The 13,909-nt window shown below is 66.5% G+C and carries 13 protein-coding genes and 2 pseudogenes; 9 read left to right on the top strand and 6 right to left on the bottom strand.

Annotated elements, in window-relative coordinates; all coding sequences use genetic code 11:
- Positions 1-168: 168 nt before the first annotated feature.
- From TVH25_RS06005 to TVH25_RS05980, 6 genes are all read left to right on the top strand, one after another.
- Positions 169-1,566, top strand: a complete 1,398-nt coding sequence (locus tag TVH25_RS06005) for a uracil-xanthine permease family protein (RefSeq protein ID WP_169652474.1) — start codon at positions 169-171, stop codon at positions 1,564-1,566.
- Positions 1,547-2,602 carry an isopenicillin N synthase family oxygenase gene (locus tag TVH25_RS06000; RefSeq protein WP_169621587.1) on the top strand — a complete coding sequence of 352 codons (1,056 nt, stop codon included), beginning with the start codon at positions 1,547-1,549 and terminating at the stop codon, positions 2,600-2,602. Before TVH25_RS06005 ends, TVH25_RS06000 begins: the two co-directional genes overlap by 20 nt.
- A complete protein-coding gene (locus tag TVH25_RS05995) occupies positions 2,599-3,360 on the top strand; it encodes an alpha/beta fold hydrolase (RefSeq protein WP_169621588.1) in 762 nt (253 codons plus the stop codon). The genes TVH25_RS06000 and TVH25_RS05995 overlap by 4 nt, the downstream gene beginning before the upstream one ends.
- A 73-nt stretch (positions 3,361-3,433) precedes the next feature.
- A complete protein-coding gene (locus TVH25_RS05990; protein WP_169621589.1) occupies positions 3,434-4,369 on the top strand; it encodes an ABC transporter ATP-binding protein in 936 nt (311 codons plus the stop codon).
- 30 nt (positions 4,370-4,399) lie between these two features.
- Positions 4,400-5,200 (top strand): ABC transporter permease, encoded by an 801-nt coding sequence (locus TVH25_RS05985; protein ID WP_422423578.1) that lies wholly within the window; start codon positions 4,400-4,402, stop codon positions 5,198-5,200.
- Positions 5,197-5,769: a TetR/AcrR family transcriptional regulator gene (locus tag TVH25_RS05980; protein ID WP_169652583.1), complete on the top strand. Its 573-nt coding sequence runs from the start codon at positions 5,197-5,199 to the stop codon at positions 5,767-5,769. The genes TVH25_RS05985 and TVH25_RS05980 overlap by 4 nt, the downstream gene beginning before the upstream one ends.
- On the opposite strand, the gene add is transcribed toward TVH25_RS05980, so the two are convergent.
- From add to TVH25_RS05950, 6 genes and pseudogenes are all read right to left on the bottom strand, one after another.
- Positions 5,766-6,782, bottom strand: coding sequence for an adenosine deaminase (gene add / locus TVH25_RS05975; RefSeq protein WP_169652584.1), 1,017 nt, complete (start codon positions 6,780-6,782; stop codon positions 5,766-5,768). The two genes, TVH25_RS05980 and add, sit on opposite strands and share 4 nt — an antisense overlap.
- A gap of 4 nt (positions 6,783-6,786) precedes the next feature.
- Entirely contained in the window at positions 6,787-7,812 is a 1,026-nt protein-coding gene (locus TVH25_RS05970; RefSeq protein ID WP_296551742.1) for a BMP family protein, read from the bottom strand.
- Between the two features lie 60 nt (positions 7,813-7,872).
- Positions 7,873-8,835, bottom strand: coding sequence for an ABC transporter permease (locus TVH25_RS05965; protein WP_422423577.1), 963 nt, complete (start codon positions 8,833-8,835; stop codon positions 7,873-7,875).
- Positions 8,832-9,911 (bottom strand): ABC transporter permease, encoded by a 1,080-nt coding sequence (locus tag TVH25_RS05960; RefSeq protein ID WP_296551741.1) that lies wholly within the window; start codon positions 9,909-9,911, stop codon positions 8,832-8,834. Before TVH25_RS05960 ends, TVH25_RS05965 begins: the two co-directional genes overlap by 4 nt.
- A pseudogene (locus TVH25_RS05955) lies at positions 9,908-10,600 on the bottom strand (ATP-binding cassette domain-containing protein); the annotation flags it as partial. The gene TVH25_RS05960 and the pseudogene TVH25_RS05955, both read right to left, overlap by 4 nt.
- Before the next feature lie 324 nt (positions 10,601-10,924).
- Positions 10,925-11,335 (bottom strand): annotated as a pseudogene (locus TVH25_RS05950) (ATP-binding cassette domain-containing protein); the annotation flags it as partial.
- Between the two features lie 279 nt (positions 11,336-11,614).
- Here TVH25_RS05950 and TVH25_RS05945 point away from each other — a divergent pair.
- The 3 genes from TVH25_RS05945 (at position 11,615) to TVH25_RS05935 (ending at position 13,763) form a co-directional block, all read left to right on the top strand.
- The gene (locus TVH25_RS05945) at positions 11,615-12,193 is read left to right on the top strand and encodes a helix-turn-helix domain-containing protein (RefSeq protein ID WP_422423576.1); all 579 of its coding nucleotides are present in this window, start codon (positions 11,615-11,617) and stop codon (positions 12,191-12,193) included.
- Positions 12,194-12,282: 89 nt separating this feature from the next.
- Positions 12,283-13,239 carry an isopenicillin N synthase family dioxygenase gene (locus tag TVH25_RS05940; RefSeq protein WP_296551738.1) on the top strand — a complete coding sequence of 319 codons (957 nt, stop codon included), beginning with the start codon at positions 12,283-12,285 and terminating at the stop codon, positions 13,237-13,239.
- A 131-nt stretch (positions 13,240-13,370) separates the two neighbouring features.
- Positions 13,371-13,763: a hypothetical protein gene (locus TVH25_RS05935; RefSeq protein WP_296551737.1), complete on the top strand. Its 393-nt coding sequence runs from the start codon at positions 13,371-13,373 to the stop codon at positions 13,761-13,763.
- Positions 13,764-13,909: the final 146 nt, after the last annotated feature.

The raw sequence follows: 13,909 nt of genomic DNA, 5'->3' as shown, positions 1-13,909 counted from the left end.
ACTCTCCGCGGCCGGACACTGTTCGTCGTGCCCGAGCGTCGGGCCGGTATTTCCGCGGTGAGATTGTCCTTACCTACGCGAAACATGAGGACTCGAGCCGGAAAACTTCGGGCCCCAGGATGTATCCGGCAGCGTATACAGCCCCGCATACGAATTGGGAGCGAGCAGATGACCTCACCGCACCCCGTAGACACGAGACTGCCGTTCTTCCGGCAACTTGCCTTCGGTATCCAGCACGTCCTCATCATGTACACCGGTTGCATCACCGTCCCGCTCGTGTTCGGCGCGGCGGTCGGACTCGACAGCGACACCATCGCGATGCTCATCAGCGCTGATCTACTCATCGCCGGTCTCATCACCATCGTGCAGAGCCTCGGGGTGGGGAAACTCGCCGGCGTGCGGCTTCCGATCGTCTGTGGCGCCACCTTTGCGGGTCTCACTCCGATGATCCTGATCGCCGAGGAATACGGGCTTCAGGCGGTCTACGGTTCCATGCTGGTCGGCGGCATCATCGGTCTCGCACTGGCCTGGCCGTTCGCCACGATCATCCGGTTCTTCCCGCCTCTCGTGACCGGTGCCGTGCTCACTGTCGTCGGGATCTCACTGATCGGTGTCGCCGGTGGGCTGATCGTCGGCAGCGATCCCTCTGCTCCGTCGTACGGTTCGCCCGCGGGCATTCTGCTCGCCGTCCTGGTCATGGCCGTCGCCATCGGATTTCTCTGTCTCGGCCGCGGCATCTGGGCCCAACTCGGTGTGCTGATAGCGCTCGTCGTCGGTACAGCGGCCGCCGTACCGCTGGGAATGATCGACCTCAGCGGCGTCGCAGGCTCGTCCTGGGTGGGCCTGCCGTCACCGTTCCACTTCGGGGCGCCCGAATTCCCGATCACCGCAGTCGTCGCGATGAGCATCGTCATGGCGGTCGTGTTCGCCGAGTCCACCGCGAGCATGCTCGCCGTCAGCGAGATCACCGGCAAACGAGTGTCGAAGGGGGACATCGCACGCGGCCTCGTCGGCGACGGCGCATCTGCCGTGCTCGGCGGTATCTTCAACGCCTTCGTCGATACCGTCTTCACCCAGAACGTCGGTGCCGTCGCCACCACACGGGTGTACAGCCGCTACGTGACCGCGACGTCGGGAGCGATCCTGGTGGTTCTCGGCGCGCTGCCGAAGGTGAGTGCGGTCGTCGCGGGCCTGCCGAAGCCCGTGGTCGGCGGTGTCGGGCTGATCCTGTTCGCGACCGTCGCCCTGGTCGGCATCAACACCTTGCGGTCGGTGGACCTGTCCGACCGCATCAACTCCACCATCGCCGCGGTCGCGGTCGGCGTGGGTCTGCTGCCCGAACTATCCGAAGGACTATTCAGCAGGTTCCCGTCCGCAGCGCAGATCCTGCTCGGCAGCGGTATCACCCTGGCTGCCATCACCGCCTTCTCGTTGAACCTACTCTTCAACCACACGCGGCTCGGGCGCATGGCACGTGCCGCGTCCGGCCCTGGTACGCCGGCCCCCGAGACCTCGGCCGATCTTCCTTCACCCGTAGGAGTGGTACGTGAGCCCGCAACCGTCTGAGCCGTTCGAGGTTCCCGCCGTCGACATCGACCCGTATGTGAGGGGTGGCAGCGCCGACGAGCGTGCCGCCGTCGCCCGAGCGGTCGACGATGCATGCTCGCGGGTCGGCTTCATCCAGATCCTCGGCCACGGCATTCCGGAGACGGCGATCGCCGGACTCACCTCCGCCGTCGACGACTTCTTCGGTCTCTCGATGGAGGTCAAGCGCGAGTATCGGGTCGAAGGAGCGAACCGCGGCTACAGCCCGCCGAAAAGCGAGTCGCTCAGCCTGAGCCTCGGTGTCGAGTCCGCGAGTCGCATGAACGACTTCTTCGAGGCATACAACGTCGGAACCGAAGCCCGGTCCTTCCCGGACCTGGACCTGTCCGAAGACGACTACGGACTCAACCTCTGGCCCGACGTGCCCGGCTTCGAAGACCGGGTGCAGGCGTACTACGCCGAGGCCGGCCGGGTCGCCCGCACCCTCACGCGCATCTTCGCCGACGCGCTCGGCCAATCACCGGACTTCTTCGCCGACCTGACCGATCACTCGATCGACGTGCTGCGGATGAACAACTACGCCCTGCCCGAAGGCACCGTGAACCTCGACGGCGACCTCACGGGCATGGGGGAGCACACCGACTTCGGGATCGTCACCGTGCTGTGGGCCGATCGGGTTGCGGGTTTGCAGGTGCTGGGCAGCGACGGCATCTGGCACGACGTGTCCCCGTCGCCGGGAGCGCTGCTCGTCAATCTCGGCGACCTCACCGCCCGCATCACCGACGATCACTGGATGTCCACGTTGCATCGGGTCAAGCCTCCCGTCGTGGACGGTCGCATTCAGCGTCGTCGTTCGGTGGCCTACTTCCACGACGGCAACGTCGACGCGGTCGTCTCCACCTTGCCGGAGTATGCGGGTCCCGATCCGTACGAACCCGTCGTCGTGCGGGACCACATCAAGGCGAAGCTTGCCGGCTCCCGGCACGGCACGAAGAACACCGCGGCAGAGCGGGAAGCGGCGCGGGTGCTCGCCGCAGCGGGGGAGAACCGATCGTGAGCCATGTCGTCCTCGTTCACGGGGCGTGGGCGGGTAGCTGGGTCTGGGACACGGTGACGGAACCACTGACCGCGGCAGGGCATACACCGCACGCGTTGTCGCTGCCCGGGGTGGGCCGGTGGGCCGACCGCGATGTCACGCTCGACGACGTTGCCGGACACGTCGCCGAGTACGTGGCCGGACTCGAAGGCACCGTGTTCGTCGTCGGGCACTCCGGTGGTGGCATCGTTGCGACACAGGTCGCGGAGATGATGCCCGACCGTGTCGCCGGAGTCGCGTACGTGGCGGGAATGATGCTGCCGTCCGGCGTCGACTTCGGGCAGTTGTGCGACGGTCTGGGACTCGAACCGCCGGTGGGGATTTCGAAGTGGTTGCAGGTCACGGCCGACGGTCGCGGAACCGTGGTGCCGCCCGAAGCCGCTGCCGCAGTCTTCTTTCACGAGGCCGACGCCGTCGATGCGATGGAGGCGGCGCGCAGACTGCGTCCGCAACTCGAGGCTGCGCGGCTCATGGCGCCCATCTGGACGGCGGATCGATTCGGATCGCTGCCGAGGCTGTACATCGAGGCGCTACGCGACCGTTCGGTCCCACTCGCCGCGCAGAGGGAGATGCAGCGGCTCGTTCCGGGAGCGACGGTCGTGAGCCTGGACACCGACCATGCCCCCCAGTTGTCCGCGCGCACCGAGCTTGCGCGGGCACTCGTGGAGTGGTGTTCGGCCGTGCTACCTGCAGCAACCGTGTCAGTGGGGTCGCGGTAGGACGGCACTGCCCGGTTTCGGTTGCAGGGGCCGCTTGTTTGCTGCCCTACCTTCCGGTAGGTAGCCTGGTTTCGTGCCTACTTCACCCGCGATCGAAATCCACGCCCTGACCAAGTCCTACGGTGACCGCGTCGTCCTCGACGACGTGTCGGTCGATGTTGCCCGCGGTAGTCGCACGATCGTCCTCGGCCCCAACGGCGCAGGAAAGTCCACCCTGCTGGAGATCATCGCGACTATCCGTACCCCGACCTCGGGAAGTGTTCGCATCGAAGGCCACGACTCCCGCGAACACCTGCGGGACGCACGACGTTCGATCGGACTCACACCCCAGTCGAATGCGCTCGATCCCCTTGCCACCCCGACGGAGATCTTCGAGTTCCAGGGCTTCGCGCTCGGAATGGGCCGGCGAGGCGCACGCGAACGCGCGCGCGAACTCGTCGAACTGTTCGGCCTCGGAGAACACAGCCGCAAACGAATCGCGCAGCTGTCGGGCGGCACCCGGCGCAAGGTCGATCTGGCGGTCGCGCTGATAGGCGAACCGCCCGTCATCGTTCTCGACGAACCGACAACCGGACTGGACCCACTCGCCCGTCTGGATTTCTGGAACGAGTTGACGCGACTGAACGACAGCGACCCGAACCGCACTCTTCTGATCTCGACGCAGGACCTGCACGAAGCGGAGGTCCTCGCCACGGACATCGTGGTGCTCCGGGAGGGCCGTGTCGTCGCGCACGACACGCCCGACACTCTCAAACGACGGGTCGGTGAGCGCACTCTCACTCTCGGATTGGCGAACCGGGCCGCCGCGCAGCACCTGATCACTAAGTCTCGTACGGCATTTCAGGCGGAGCCTCGAGCGGAAGACCTCGTTCGCCTCGCTTTGCCGGAGGATTCGAACGTGCTCGAGACCGCCCTGGAAGACATCGGTGCCATGGCGGGAGCGGTACGTGAAATCAGGCTGTCGGAACCATCTCTCGACGATGTGTTCGTTGCACTCGCATCTCGCTGACACGTCGGCTTCTCTGCTCGAAGGACACGAATGATCTCCACTGCAACATCTCCCGTTCACACCCCGGCCGCCATCCCGATCACGGTCGTCACGGCAGCGACGATCCGCTCGCTCCGGACGCTGCTGCGTTCCCCGGCGTTGTTGGTCAGCCCCCTTGCACAATCGCTGTTCTTCCTGCTCGTCTACACCGGTCAGTTGAGCACCGTCGGAGAGACCTATCTGCCCGGCGGTAGCTTCATCGCCTTTCTCCTGCCACTGATTCTCGTCACCGGAGTCGCGACCGGTGCCGGAGCGGCGGGCACCCTGGTCCATCAGGACGTGTCGAGCGGATATCTCGACCGGCTCCGCATGGCGCACGGAACGTCCGCGCCTTTTCTCGCGGGGACACTCGTCGCGACCCTCATCGTTGTCGCATTCCAGCAGGTCGTGACCGTCGCAGGCGCCGTACTGGTCGGTTACCGCCCGGGGGCGCTGCCGGGAGTGGTTGCCATGCTCGGTCTCATGCTCGTTCTCGGCCTCGCGGTGGCATTGTTCACGGTGGCACTCGCCGTGCGCGGAGCCTCGACATCGAGCATCAACCTGGTCACCCTCGTAGTGTTCGGCATGTCGTTCTTCACGGGATTCTTCGCTCCCGTCGAACAGCTTTCCGGGTGGATGCGTGCGGTCGCCACCATCGACCCGATCACCTACCTCGTGGAGACCGCGCGCCATCTGGAAAGCGGAGCCGCCCTCGAGGCGGCGCCCCTCGCGACCGCCGTGCTCGTTACGCTCCTGGTAGCGGGTGCACTTGCCTGTGTCCTGTCGTCGAACCATGCCCGGAGGAACCGATGATCGACGGAACCGATACCCGGACGCAGATCATGAGGGCGTTCGCCGACCAACTCGCCGCGACCGGTTACTCCGGCATCTCGCTCGTGGGGGTGGCCGACGACGTCGGGATCCGCAAACCCTCGATCTACCACCACTTTCCCGGTGGGAAGGAAGACCTCTACCGGGCAGTGGCGCAAGAGTTCATCGAAGGTCTCCACGTGCACATCCTGGAGGCGCTCGGAAGCGACGGACCGTTGGACGATCGTCTGACCGCGCTCGCCGTTGTCTCCTCCGAGCACCACCGGTCCACGATCACGTTCGAGCAACGGATCTACGACGCCCTCGACCAGGTGGGCGAGACGACCCGCGAGGAGATTTCCGGACTCTATGTCCGCAAAGTCCTCGACCCGGTGGTCGCCCTGTTTGCCGACGCCGTCGACAGGAACGAACTCACCGGGGAACCCGAGTTCTTGATGAACGCCTTCCTTCACCTCGCACGCGCGACGGAGTCCGGCGGAGCTGCCGTTGCACGCCGGATCACGGAGTTGTTCCTGAACGGCGCACGGCCACGCCCCGACGGGGTCGGCTAGAACGCGGTGCCCCAGGCGGCACCGAGTCGTGCGCGGAGCGCGGCCTTGTCGTCGTCCGGTAGCCAGCAGGCGTCGACGGAGCCGATCGCGATGTCGCACAACTGTTCCGGCGTCACCAGTCCTTCTTCGACGACCGTGACGTACTCGTCGCTGATATCGCGGCCCAGCATCGCGGGGTCGTCGCTGTTGACGGTGACGTGCAGCCCGGCCTCGAGCATGCGCGGGAGGGAGTGGTCACGCACCGACGGGTAGACCTGGGATATCAGGACGTCCGAACTCGGGCACAGCGTGAAGACGATGCCGCGGTCCGCTGCCTCTGCAGCCAGCGCAGGATCCTCGACCACGAGCGGACCGTGATCGACGCGTTCGCAGCCGAGGACCCGGACCGCGTCGGCGACACTTCGGGCGCTGAACTCTCCGGCGTGGTAGGTCCGGCGCAACCCGCGCCGCGCGGCCTCGGCGAATACCGGAGCCAACGCGGCGTCATCGACGCCGGCTTCGATACCGTCACCGCCGATCCCGACGAGGAATCCGTCGGGATCGGGCAGTGAGGTGAACAGATCGAGTTCGATCTGCGCGAGTGCGGGGCCGAGAAACTTGGTGCAGTCCATGATCATCCGGACGCCGATTCCGGTGTCGGCGATTCCGTCTCGCAACCCCGCGGTGATCCCGTCCCACACGTGGGCCGCGGGCACTCCACGCGAGAGGTGGACGTGCGGGGTGAAGAACATTTCGGTGTAGACGATTCCCGTCGCTGCTGCGTCGAGCACCGATTCGTACGCGATGCGGTGGAAGTCCGCGGCGGAGACGAGTGTGCTGCATACCGTGTCGTACACGTCCAGGAAGTGCCGCAGGTCGCGGTACGTGTAGAGCGTGCGCATGTCGTCCACGGGCAGCGGCGTGCCGTTGGCTGCGGCGAGTGCGTGCACCGTGTCGGGGCGGACGGTGCCCTCGAGGTGGCGGTGCAGTTCGATCTTGGGCAGCGCCCGCACTGCCTCGAGGGTCACCGTCATCGGGTTACGCTCCGCCCTTGTATTCGACCTCGAACTCGCCGGACTTGATCTTCTCCCGGTACTCCTCGAAGAGCGCCATCGCCTCGGGGGAGATCTTGTCGGCGAACGCAGGGTTCACCGCGACGTCGACGCCGCCCTCCGCGAAGTCCACGTCGTAGTACTTGGCGGGATCGATGTTGCCCGACTCGACGTCTGCCACCATCGCGCGGAGGACCTCGTCGAGATTCCACACGATCGAGGACACGACGTTCTCGGGGGCGAGCGGCGTCTGGTCCATCGCGTAACCGGCGACACCCACGCCGCGCTGCTTGGCACCTTCGATCGTGGCCGCGTCCACGCCGCACGTGGTGAACTGATCGGCGCCCTGGTCGACGAGCGCGTTGACAGCCTCGAGGGTCTGGGCCGCAGCGTCGGACCATCCGCCGATGTAGGACGGCCGGAGCTGGATTTCACCCGGTCCCTTGTAGCTCAGGCGAGCACCGTCGGCGAACGACTCGATCTGCGCCTTGCACACCGGGATCTCGAAACCGGCTGTGCCGGCCAGAATTCCGGACTTCGTCAGGTCACCGGCGAGAATGCCCGACAGGAAGGAGCCCTCGTAGAACGGTTGGCTGTAGTCGGCGAGGTTGGCAGTGATGTCACCGAACCCGCCGGCGTAGGCGAACAACACGTCTGGGTAGTCCGCGATGACACCCTTGATCGGCTCGCCGTAGTTGAACGAGTGTCCCACGACGAGGTCGTGGCCGTCCTCGGCGAGGTCGGTCACGATCTGGGCGATCTGTTCGGAGGTGGCGCCCGAATCCTGCTGCACCACGGTCAGATCGATGAGTCCCTCGGCTTCGAGTTTCTCGGCGCCTTCCACCATGCCCTGGTTCCACCCGAGGTCGTTGACCGGGCCTGAGGTGATGATGGCGGCTTTGACGACGCCGTCGGACGACGACGATGCTCCGGACTCCGAACTCGACGAGCATCCGGAAACGGCGACTCCGGCCGCGGCGATCACCGCAACAGCGGTACCCAGTTTCTTCACGTGTTTCTCCTAGGGGAACGGAGACTCGTGTACACGAGCCTGTCTCGGGGGGGGGGGTAGTTATCTGGCAGGAACGAAGGGAACGCCGAGTGCCTTGGGTGCGTTGTTGCGGGCGAAACCCACGGTGGTCACGACAACGGCGACGAGGGTTACCGCATACGGCATCGCCTGGAACAGTTCGTACGGCACCGAGGTCGCTTGACCACCGGACGCTGCTTGCACGCGCAACTGGAAGGCATCGACGAGGCCGAACATGAAGCCGCCGGCGATGGCGCCGAGCGGGTTCCACCTGGCCAGGATCACCACACCGAGGGCGATCCAGCCTCGGCCGCCGGTGATGCCGTCCTGGAAGAAGCCGAGTCCGTCGATCACGAGAGCGCCGGCCATGCCCGCTGTTGCGCCGGAGATCAGAAGGGTGATCCAGCGGGTGCGGGGAACCGAGACGCCGACCGAATCGGCAGCCTCGGGACTCTCTCCCGCCGCGCGCACGGACAGTCCGAACGCGGTGCGCGAGAGCACCCACCACAGCGCCACCACCAGCAGCAGTGCCGCGTAGACGAGGGGCGACTGGGAGAAGACGATCTGGCCGATCGCGGGAATGTCCGAGAGCACGGGCAGGTCGACGGGCGTGCTGCCCTGAATGCGCGGGGGTGTGCCGGTCATCCCGAAGACCTGGAGGTAGAGGAACGACGCGAGTCCGGTCCCGAGGATGACCACCGAGATTCCGGTGATGATCTGGTCGACTGCCATCGTGATCGTCAGGTAGCCGACGATCGCAGCGGTCAGGAGGCCGGCGACAGCGCCGGTGACGGCCCCGAACAGAGGGTTTCCGGTGTAGTAGACGGTCACGAATGCCGTGACGGCACCGACCATCATCTGGCCTTCGATACCCAGGTTCATGAGGCCGGAACGTTCGGCCAGGCAGGCTCCCGCAGCAGCGAGGATGATGGGCACCGCGAGGCGCAGCGCGGCCGTGAGCAGGGGGACGAGCGCTCCGGCGCCCAGGACGTCGGACCAGTTCATCGGGCACGCTCCACGATTCGATTGGCGAGCAGCACCGTCAGGATCATCACGGCCTGCACGACGGTGCCGATCGAGGCCGGGATCTCCTGGGTGCGCTGCACGGCCTGGCTACCGAGGGTCAGCCCCGAGACCAGGGCCGCCGCAAGGACGATGCCGAACGGGTTCCGCCGTCCGAGCAGGGCCACCACGATCGCGGTGAATCCGATGCCAGAGGAGACGGCGAGCGACAGGCGGAACTCGCTGCCGAGCAACATGATCGCTCCGGCGATACCACCGAGCGCACCGCTGATCAGCGCCGAGGTGACGATGGTCCGGGCAACCGAGATGCCGTTTGCCGCAGCCACGCTGGGGCTCTCACCGACGATCTGAGACGAGAATCCGAACCGGGTCGAGCGCATCAGCCACCAGACCAGCGGGACCGCTGCGACAGCGACGAACACGCCGATGTGGATCCGCGTGCCCGGAATGGTCGCCAGGGCCGCCCAGTCCGGGATGCGTTCGGACTCGGGAGTGAAGCCGTTGGGGTTGGCGAGAGGTTTGCGGACAGTCCAGGCCAGAGCATAGAAGACGAGGTAGTTGAGCATGAGCGAGGAGATGATCTCGTTCACGCCCAGTCGCGCCTTCAGGACGCCGGCGATACCGCCGACGCAGGCGCCGGCAACGGCGGCGGTCACGGCGACGACGGGGATCGCAACCCAGGAGGTGCCGAGCGGAAGGCTGAGAACCACTGCGGCAGCGGTGATGGCTCCCACGTCGTAATGGCCCTGGGCGCCGATCGTGATGAACCCGGTGCGGTAGGCGATCGCGTAGCCGAGGCCTATGAGCACCAGCGGTGTCATGCCGGTGAGCAAGCGTCCGAGTTGGGTGTCGCCGCCGAGTGCGGCGTTCAGCATCGTGGCGTAGGCCTCACCGGGGTTGCCGCCGGCGAGAACGATGAGCACCGCACCGACGGCGAGTCCCACGGCCACTGCCAGGAAGGGGATCCCCACCGTGGTCAGGAGGCTGCGCAGTCGCGAGCGTGTCGCCGGGTCCGGGGGCGGTGCCGCCACCGGCGGACTCAGCATGCCGGTGCTCATGCCGCCACTTCCTGGAATCCGCCCATCGCGGAACCGAGAGCCTCGCGGTCGAACGGGCCCTCGTCGAATTCCGCGACGATGCGGCCGCGATACAGGACGACGACACGGTCTGCGAGACTGCAGATCTCGTCGAGGTCGGAGGAGATCAGCAGGATCGCGGCACCACGCGCCCGGTGTTCGACGAGGGTGTCCCACACGAATTCCGTTGCGCCGACGTCGAGACCGCGTGTCGGCTGGGCCACGACCAGCACGGCGGGAGCGCCGTCGAGAACCCGGCCGAGCACCACACGCTGGGCGTGGCCGCCGGAGAGCGTGCCCGCGAGCGTGCGGGGGCTCGAGGCCTTCACCGACAGGGCAGCGATGATGCGTTCGGCGCGTTCACGGATGGCGCTGCGGGACAGTCGGCCCCCGCGCCGCGCGAGGGGAGGGGTGGTGTAACTGTCGACCGCGAGATTCGTGTCGATGCCGAGCGATTTCACCAGGCCGCGGGTGTAGCGGTCGGAGGGAACGATGCCGACCCCGGCATCGCGGAGAAAGCGCGGACTCGAGATGTCGACCTCCCGGTCGGCGATGCGCACCGCACCGGACGCATCGGCAGCGAGGCCGGAGAGGACGTCCTCGAGCGAGGACTGCCCGTTGCCCTCGACACCGGCCACCGCGACGAGTTGCCCGGCCCCGACCCGCAGGGTCACCTCGTCCAGCTTTCCGGGCACCGAGACCCCGACGAGTTCGAGCATGCGTCCTCCGGACGGTTCCGCAGCGGCGCGGCGAATGCCGAGACCGACGTCGCGTCCGACCATGTCGCGGGCGAGTTCGGCGGTGGTGACCTCTGCGACCGGTTTCTCCGCGACCAGCCGTCCGCCGCGGAGCACACCCACCCGGTCTGCCGCTTCGAGCACTTCTTCGAGGTGATGCGTGATGAGCACGATTCCGACACCCCGCTCGACCGCCAGATCGCGAATCTGTGCCAGCAGTGAATGTACCTCCGCGGGAGCGAGATTCGCGGTCGGTTCGTCGAGCAGGAGATAGCGGGCGCCGAGGTGCAGGGCGCGCAGGATCTCGACGCGCTGTTGCTCGCCCACCGACAGAGTGTCGACGCGTGCCGACGGGTCGCAGGCAAGCCCGGTTTCGGCTGCCAGCGCCGAGATCTCGTCACACGTGCGGCGCAGCCGTCCTCGGCCGACAACTCCCCGCGAGCGCCCCAGGAGGAAGTTCTCGGCAACCGTCATCGACGGGACCAGCATGAAATGCTGGTGCACCATAGCGATTCGGTCGCTGCCTCCGGCGTCGAGCGTGAGGTCGTCGACGGTGATGGTGCCCGCATCCGGAGGCAGCAGGCCGGTGAGGATCCGCATCAGCGTGGACTTGCCGGCACCGTTCTCGCCGAGGAGTGCGTAGACCTCACCGGGCCGAATGTGCAGCGAGACGTCGCGGAGGACGATGTTGTCTCCGAACGACCGCGCGATGCCCTGCATCACGACGCCGTCGTCGGCGCCGGAGAGTTCGGCCGCCGGTGCGGTCGTGATGCGGGATGTTGAAGCTGGTGTCACCATTCGGTGTGACCTTCCGAGTAATTCGCTATTTGTTAAGGCGAGACGATCCAGGGTCCGGGTTGAGAGACCATGTCCGATCCGTGACGTTTGTGTTTCGGGGTTCGGGGTTCGGTTTCGTTTGTGCGGAACCTGCGACGTGGAGGGGGAGATGTGATACCGGAGGAACACGATCGGGTTGCCCGGGTCGGACGGGCTGTTCGCATTGCCCGCAGACAGGCGGGACTCAGCGCTCGGACGCTGGCGACGCGCGCCGGGATCAGCCAGGCGTTCCTGAGTCAGGTCGAGCGAGGACTCAACGTGCCGTCGCTGGCGACGCTGTACAAGATCGCAGATGCGTTGGAGTGCTCGCCGTCGCACTTTCTCGACGCGGCACCGGAAGGAGACGTGCTGGTGGTGCGGGCGGAACGGCGCGTCGCGCAGGTTGTGACCGGGGCCCCGACCACCCCGACGACGTGGATGGCACAGGGCAACGGAGCGATCGGCGAGGTGTACCAGTACGTCATCGCCCCCGAGGACGATGTCAGCGGGTGGTTTCGCCGCCCGGACGACCTCGTAGTCGTGATCACCGATGGTTGCCTCGAAGTGCGAATGCGGGACCGTGAATCCGTCGTCCTCGAAGAAGGGGACTGCCTGTTCGCCGTCGCCGGCACCGAAATGCAGTGGGAGCACCGGGGAGTGGAACGCGCGCGGGTGGTGCTGTGCGTGGGCGCGCCGCGGGAACCGTCGTAACACGCACCTCACCGGAACGAGACGGCACGGCAGCATCGCAGGAATTAACTGATAGCGATCACTTGCCGACCCTCTTTCCAGGAGCACCCATGGACGCACTGCCCGTCATCGACCTCCGGCCGCTACGTGACGGAAGCGACCCGCACACGGTCGTTCGCGCGCTCGACGCCGCGTGCACCGACCTCGGGTTCTTCGTCGTGACAGGACACGGCCTCGAGCCGGGACTCCGCGCCGAGACGATGGAGCAGGCGCGCCGGTTCTTCTCGTTGCCGTTCGAGGAGAAGATGGAGATCTCTATCGCGAAGTCGCCGTGCCACAGCGGATACGTCCCGCCGAAGGCCGAGACTCTCGACGCGGCGATCGGAGCCGATGCCAAGGAAGCGCTCGACATCACCTACGACCGTGGCCCCGACCACCCGGAGGTCGTCGCGGGCACACCGTTGCACGGGCCGGCGCAGTGGCCGGCCGCACTCATGCCCGAATTCAAGAGCGTCGCCGACGAGTACGCGCACGCCTGCCTCGAGATCAACACGCACCTCATGCACGGACTCGCCCTCGCCCTCGGCCTGACCCGCGAGGCGTTCGAGCCCATGTTCACCGATCCCATCGCCTCCCTGCGCATGCTGCACTACCCACCGGTCCCGGAGGGGGACACCGCGCCCGGCGCGGGAGCCCACACCGACTACGGGTCCCTGACGCTGCTCGCACAGGACGATGTCGGGGGGCTGCAGGTCGCGGCGCGCGGGGGAGGATGGATCGATGTCGTCACCCCACCGGATGCGCTCATCGTCAACCTCGGCGACATGATCGCGCGGTGGACCAATCACCGATACGTGTCGACCCGCCACCGGGTGCTCAACCCCGTTGGGAAGGACCGGTATTCACTGCCGTACTTCGTGGCCCCGGATTTTCATGCGGTGATCGAGGCGATCCCCACGTGCGTGGAACAGGGGGCGGAGCCGATCTACCCGCCCATCACGGTCGGGGAGTACATGCTCTCTCGTTTCGACGCGACGCACGACTACCTCAAGAAGAAGGTGTCGTGACGTCGACGCGCGTTCGGCCGGCGCGGGCCGACGGTTGCACCCCCGTGCCTTTTCTGGGATAGTTCCAATATTGGGTTTTTTACAGTAAAGACCGGCTGGTTCGGTGAGCCGGTTACCGAAGGAGAGATCGCATGTTCAGCGCCGAGCAATCCCGCACGGTCGCGCTGCCGCCGCTGGTTCTCGGTGGGCTGCGGCCGCTCTACCGGCAAATGGCACACAACCACGTGCATTCCGCCTCGTTCGAATACCTCGCAGCAGGAGCAACGGTCGACGTCTGCGTACTCGTGGGCGCGCACGGCCCGGAGTTGAAGCTTCGGGTCCCCGACCGCGACCTCGACATCACCTTCACGATGTCGACGCACTTCCGCGTCGTTCCCGTCATGACGGTCGAGACATATCGGACCCTGTGCGATGTAGCCGCTCCGGGCGCGGCGCCGTCGCCGCAGATCGTCGTCGACTTCCTGCGCAGGGTCGTCGTGCAGTCACCCGCGGTGCTTTCGCGGACGCACGCCTGCGCGGCCTGAGAGTCGAACCCGAGCAATCGGGCCCCCCGGGGGGGGGCCCCCCCCCCCGGGCCCCCGCGTCGTGTTACCCGTTCACCTTCGCCGAAGGTCCCTATCGGTAAGGCCGTTCGTCCTCAATCCTGACGACCTTCGGCTCGAATACGTAT

Origin of the sequence: Rhodococcus sp. 7Tela_A2, assembly GCF_049311045.1 — a bacterium.
Classification (GTDB): domain Bacteria; phylum Actinomycetota; class Actinomycetes; order Mycobacteriales; family Mycobacteriaceae; genus Rhodococcus.
This window is presented reverse-complemented; position numbering and strand designations above follow the sequence as displayed.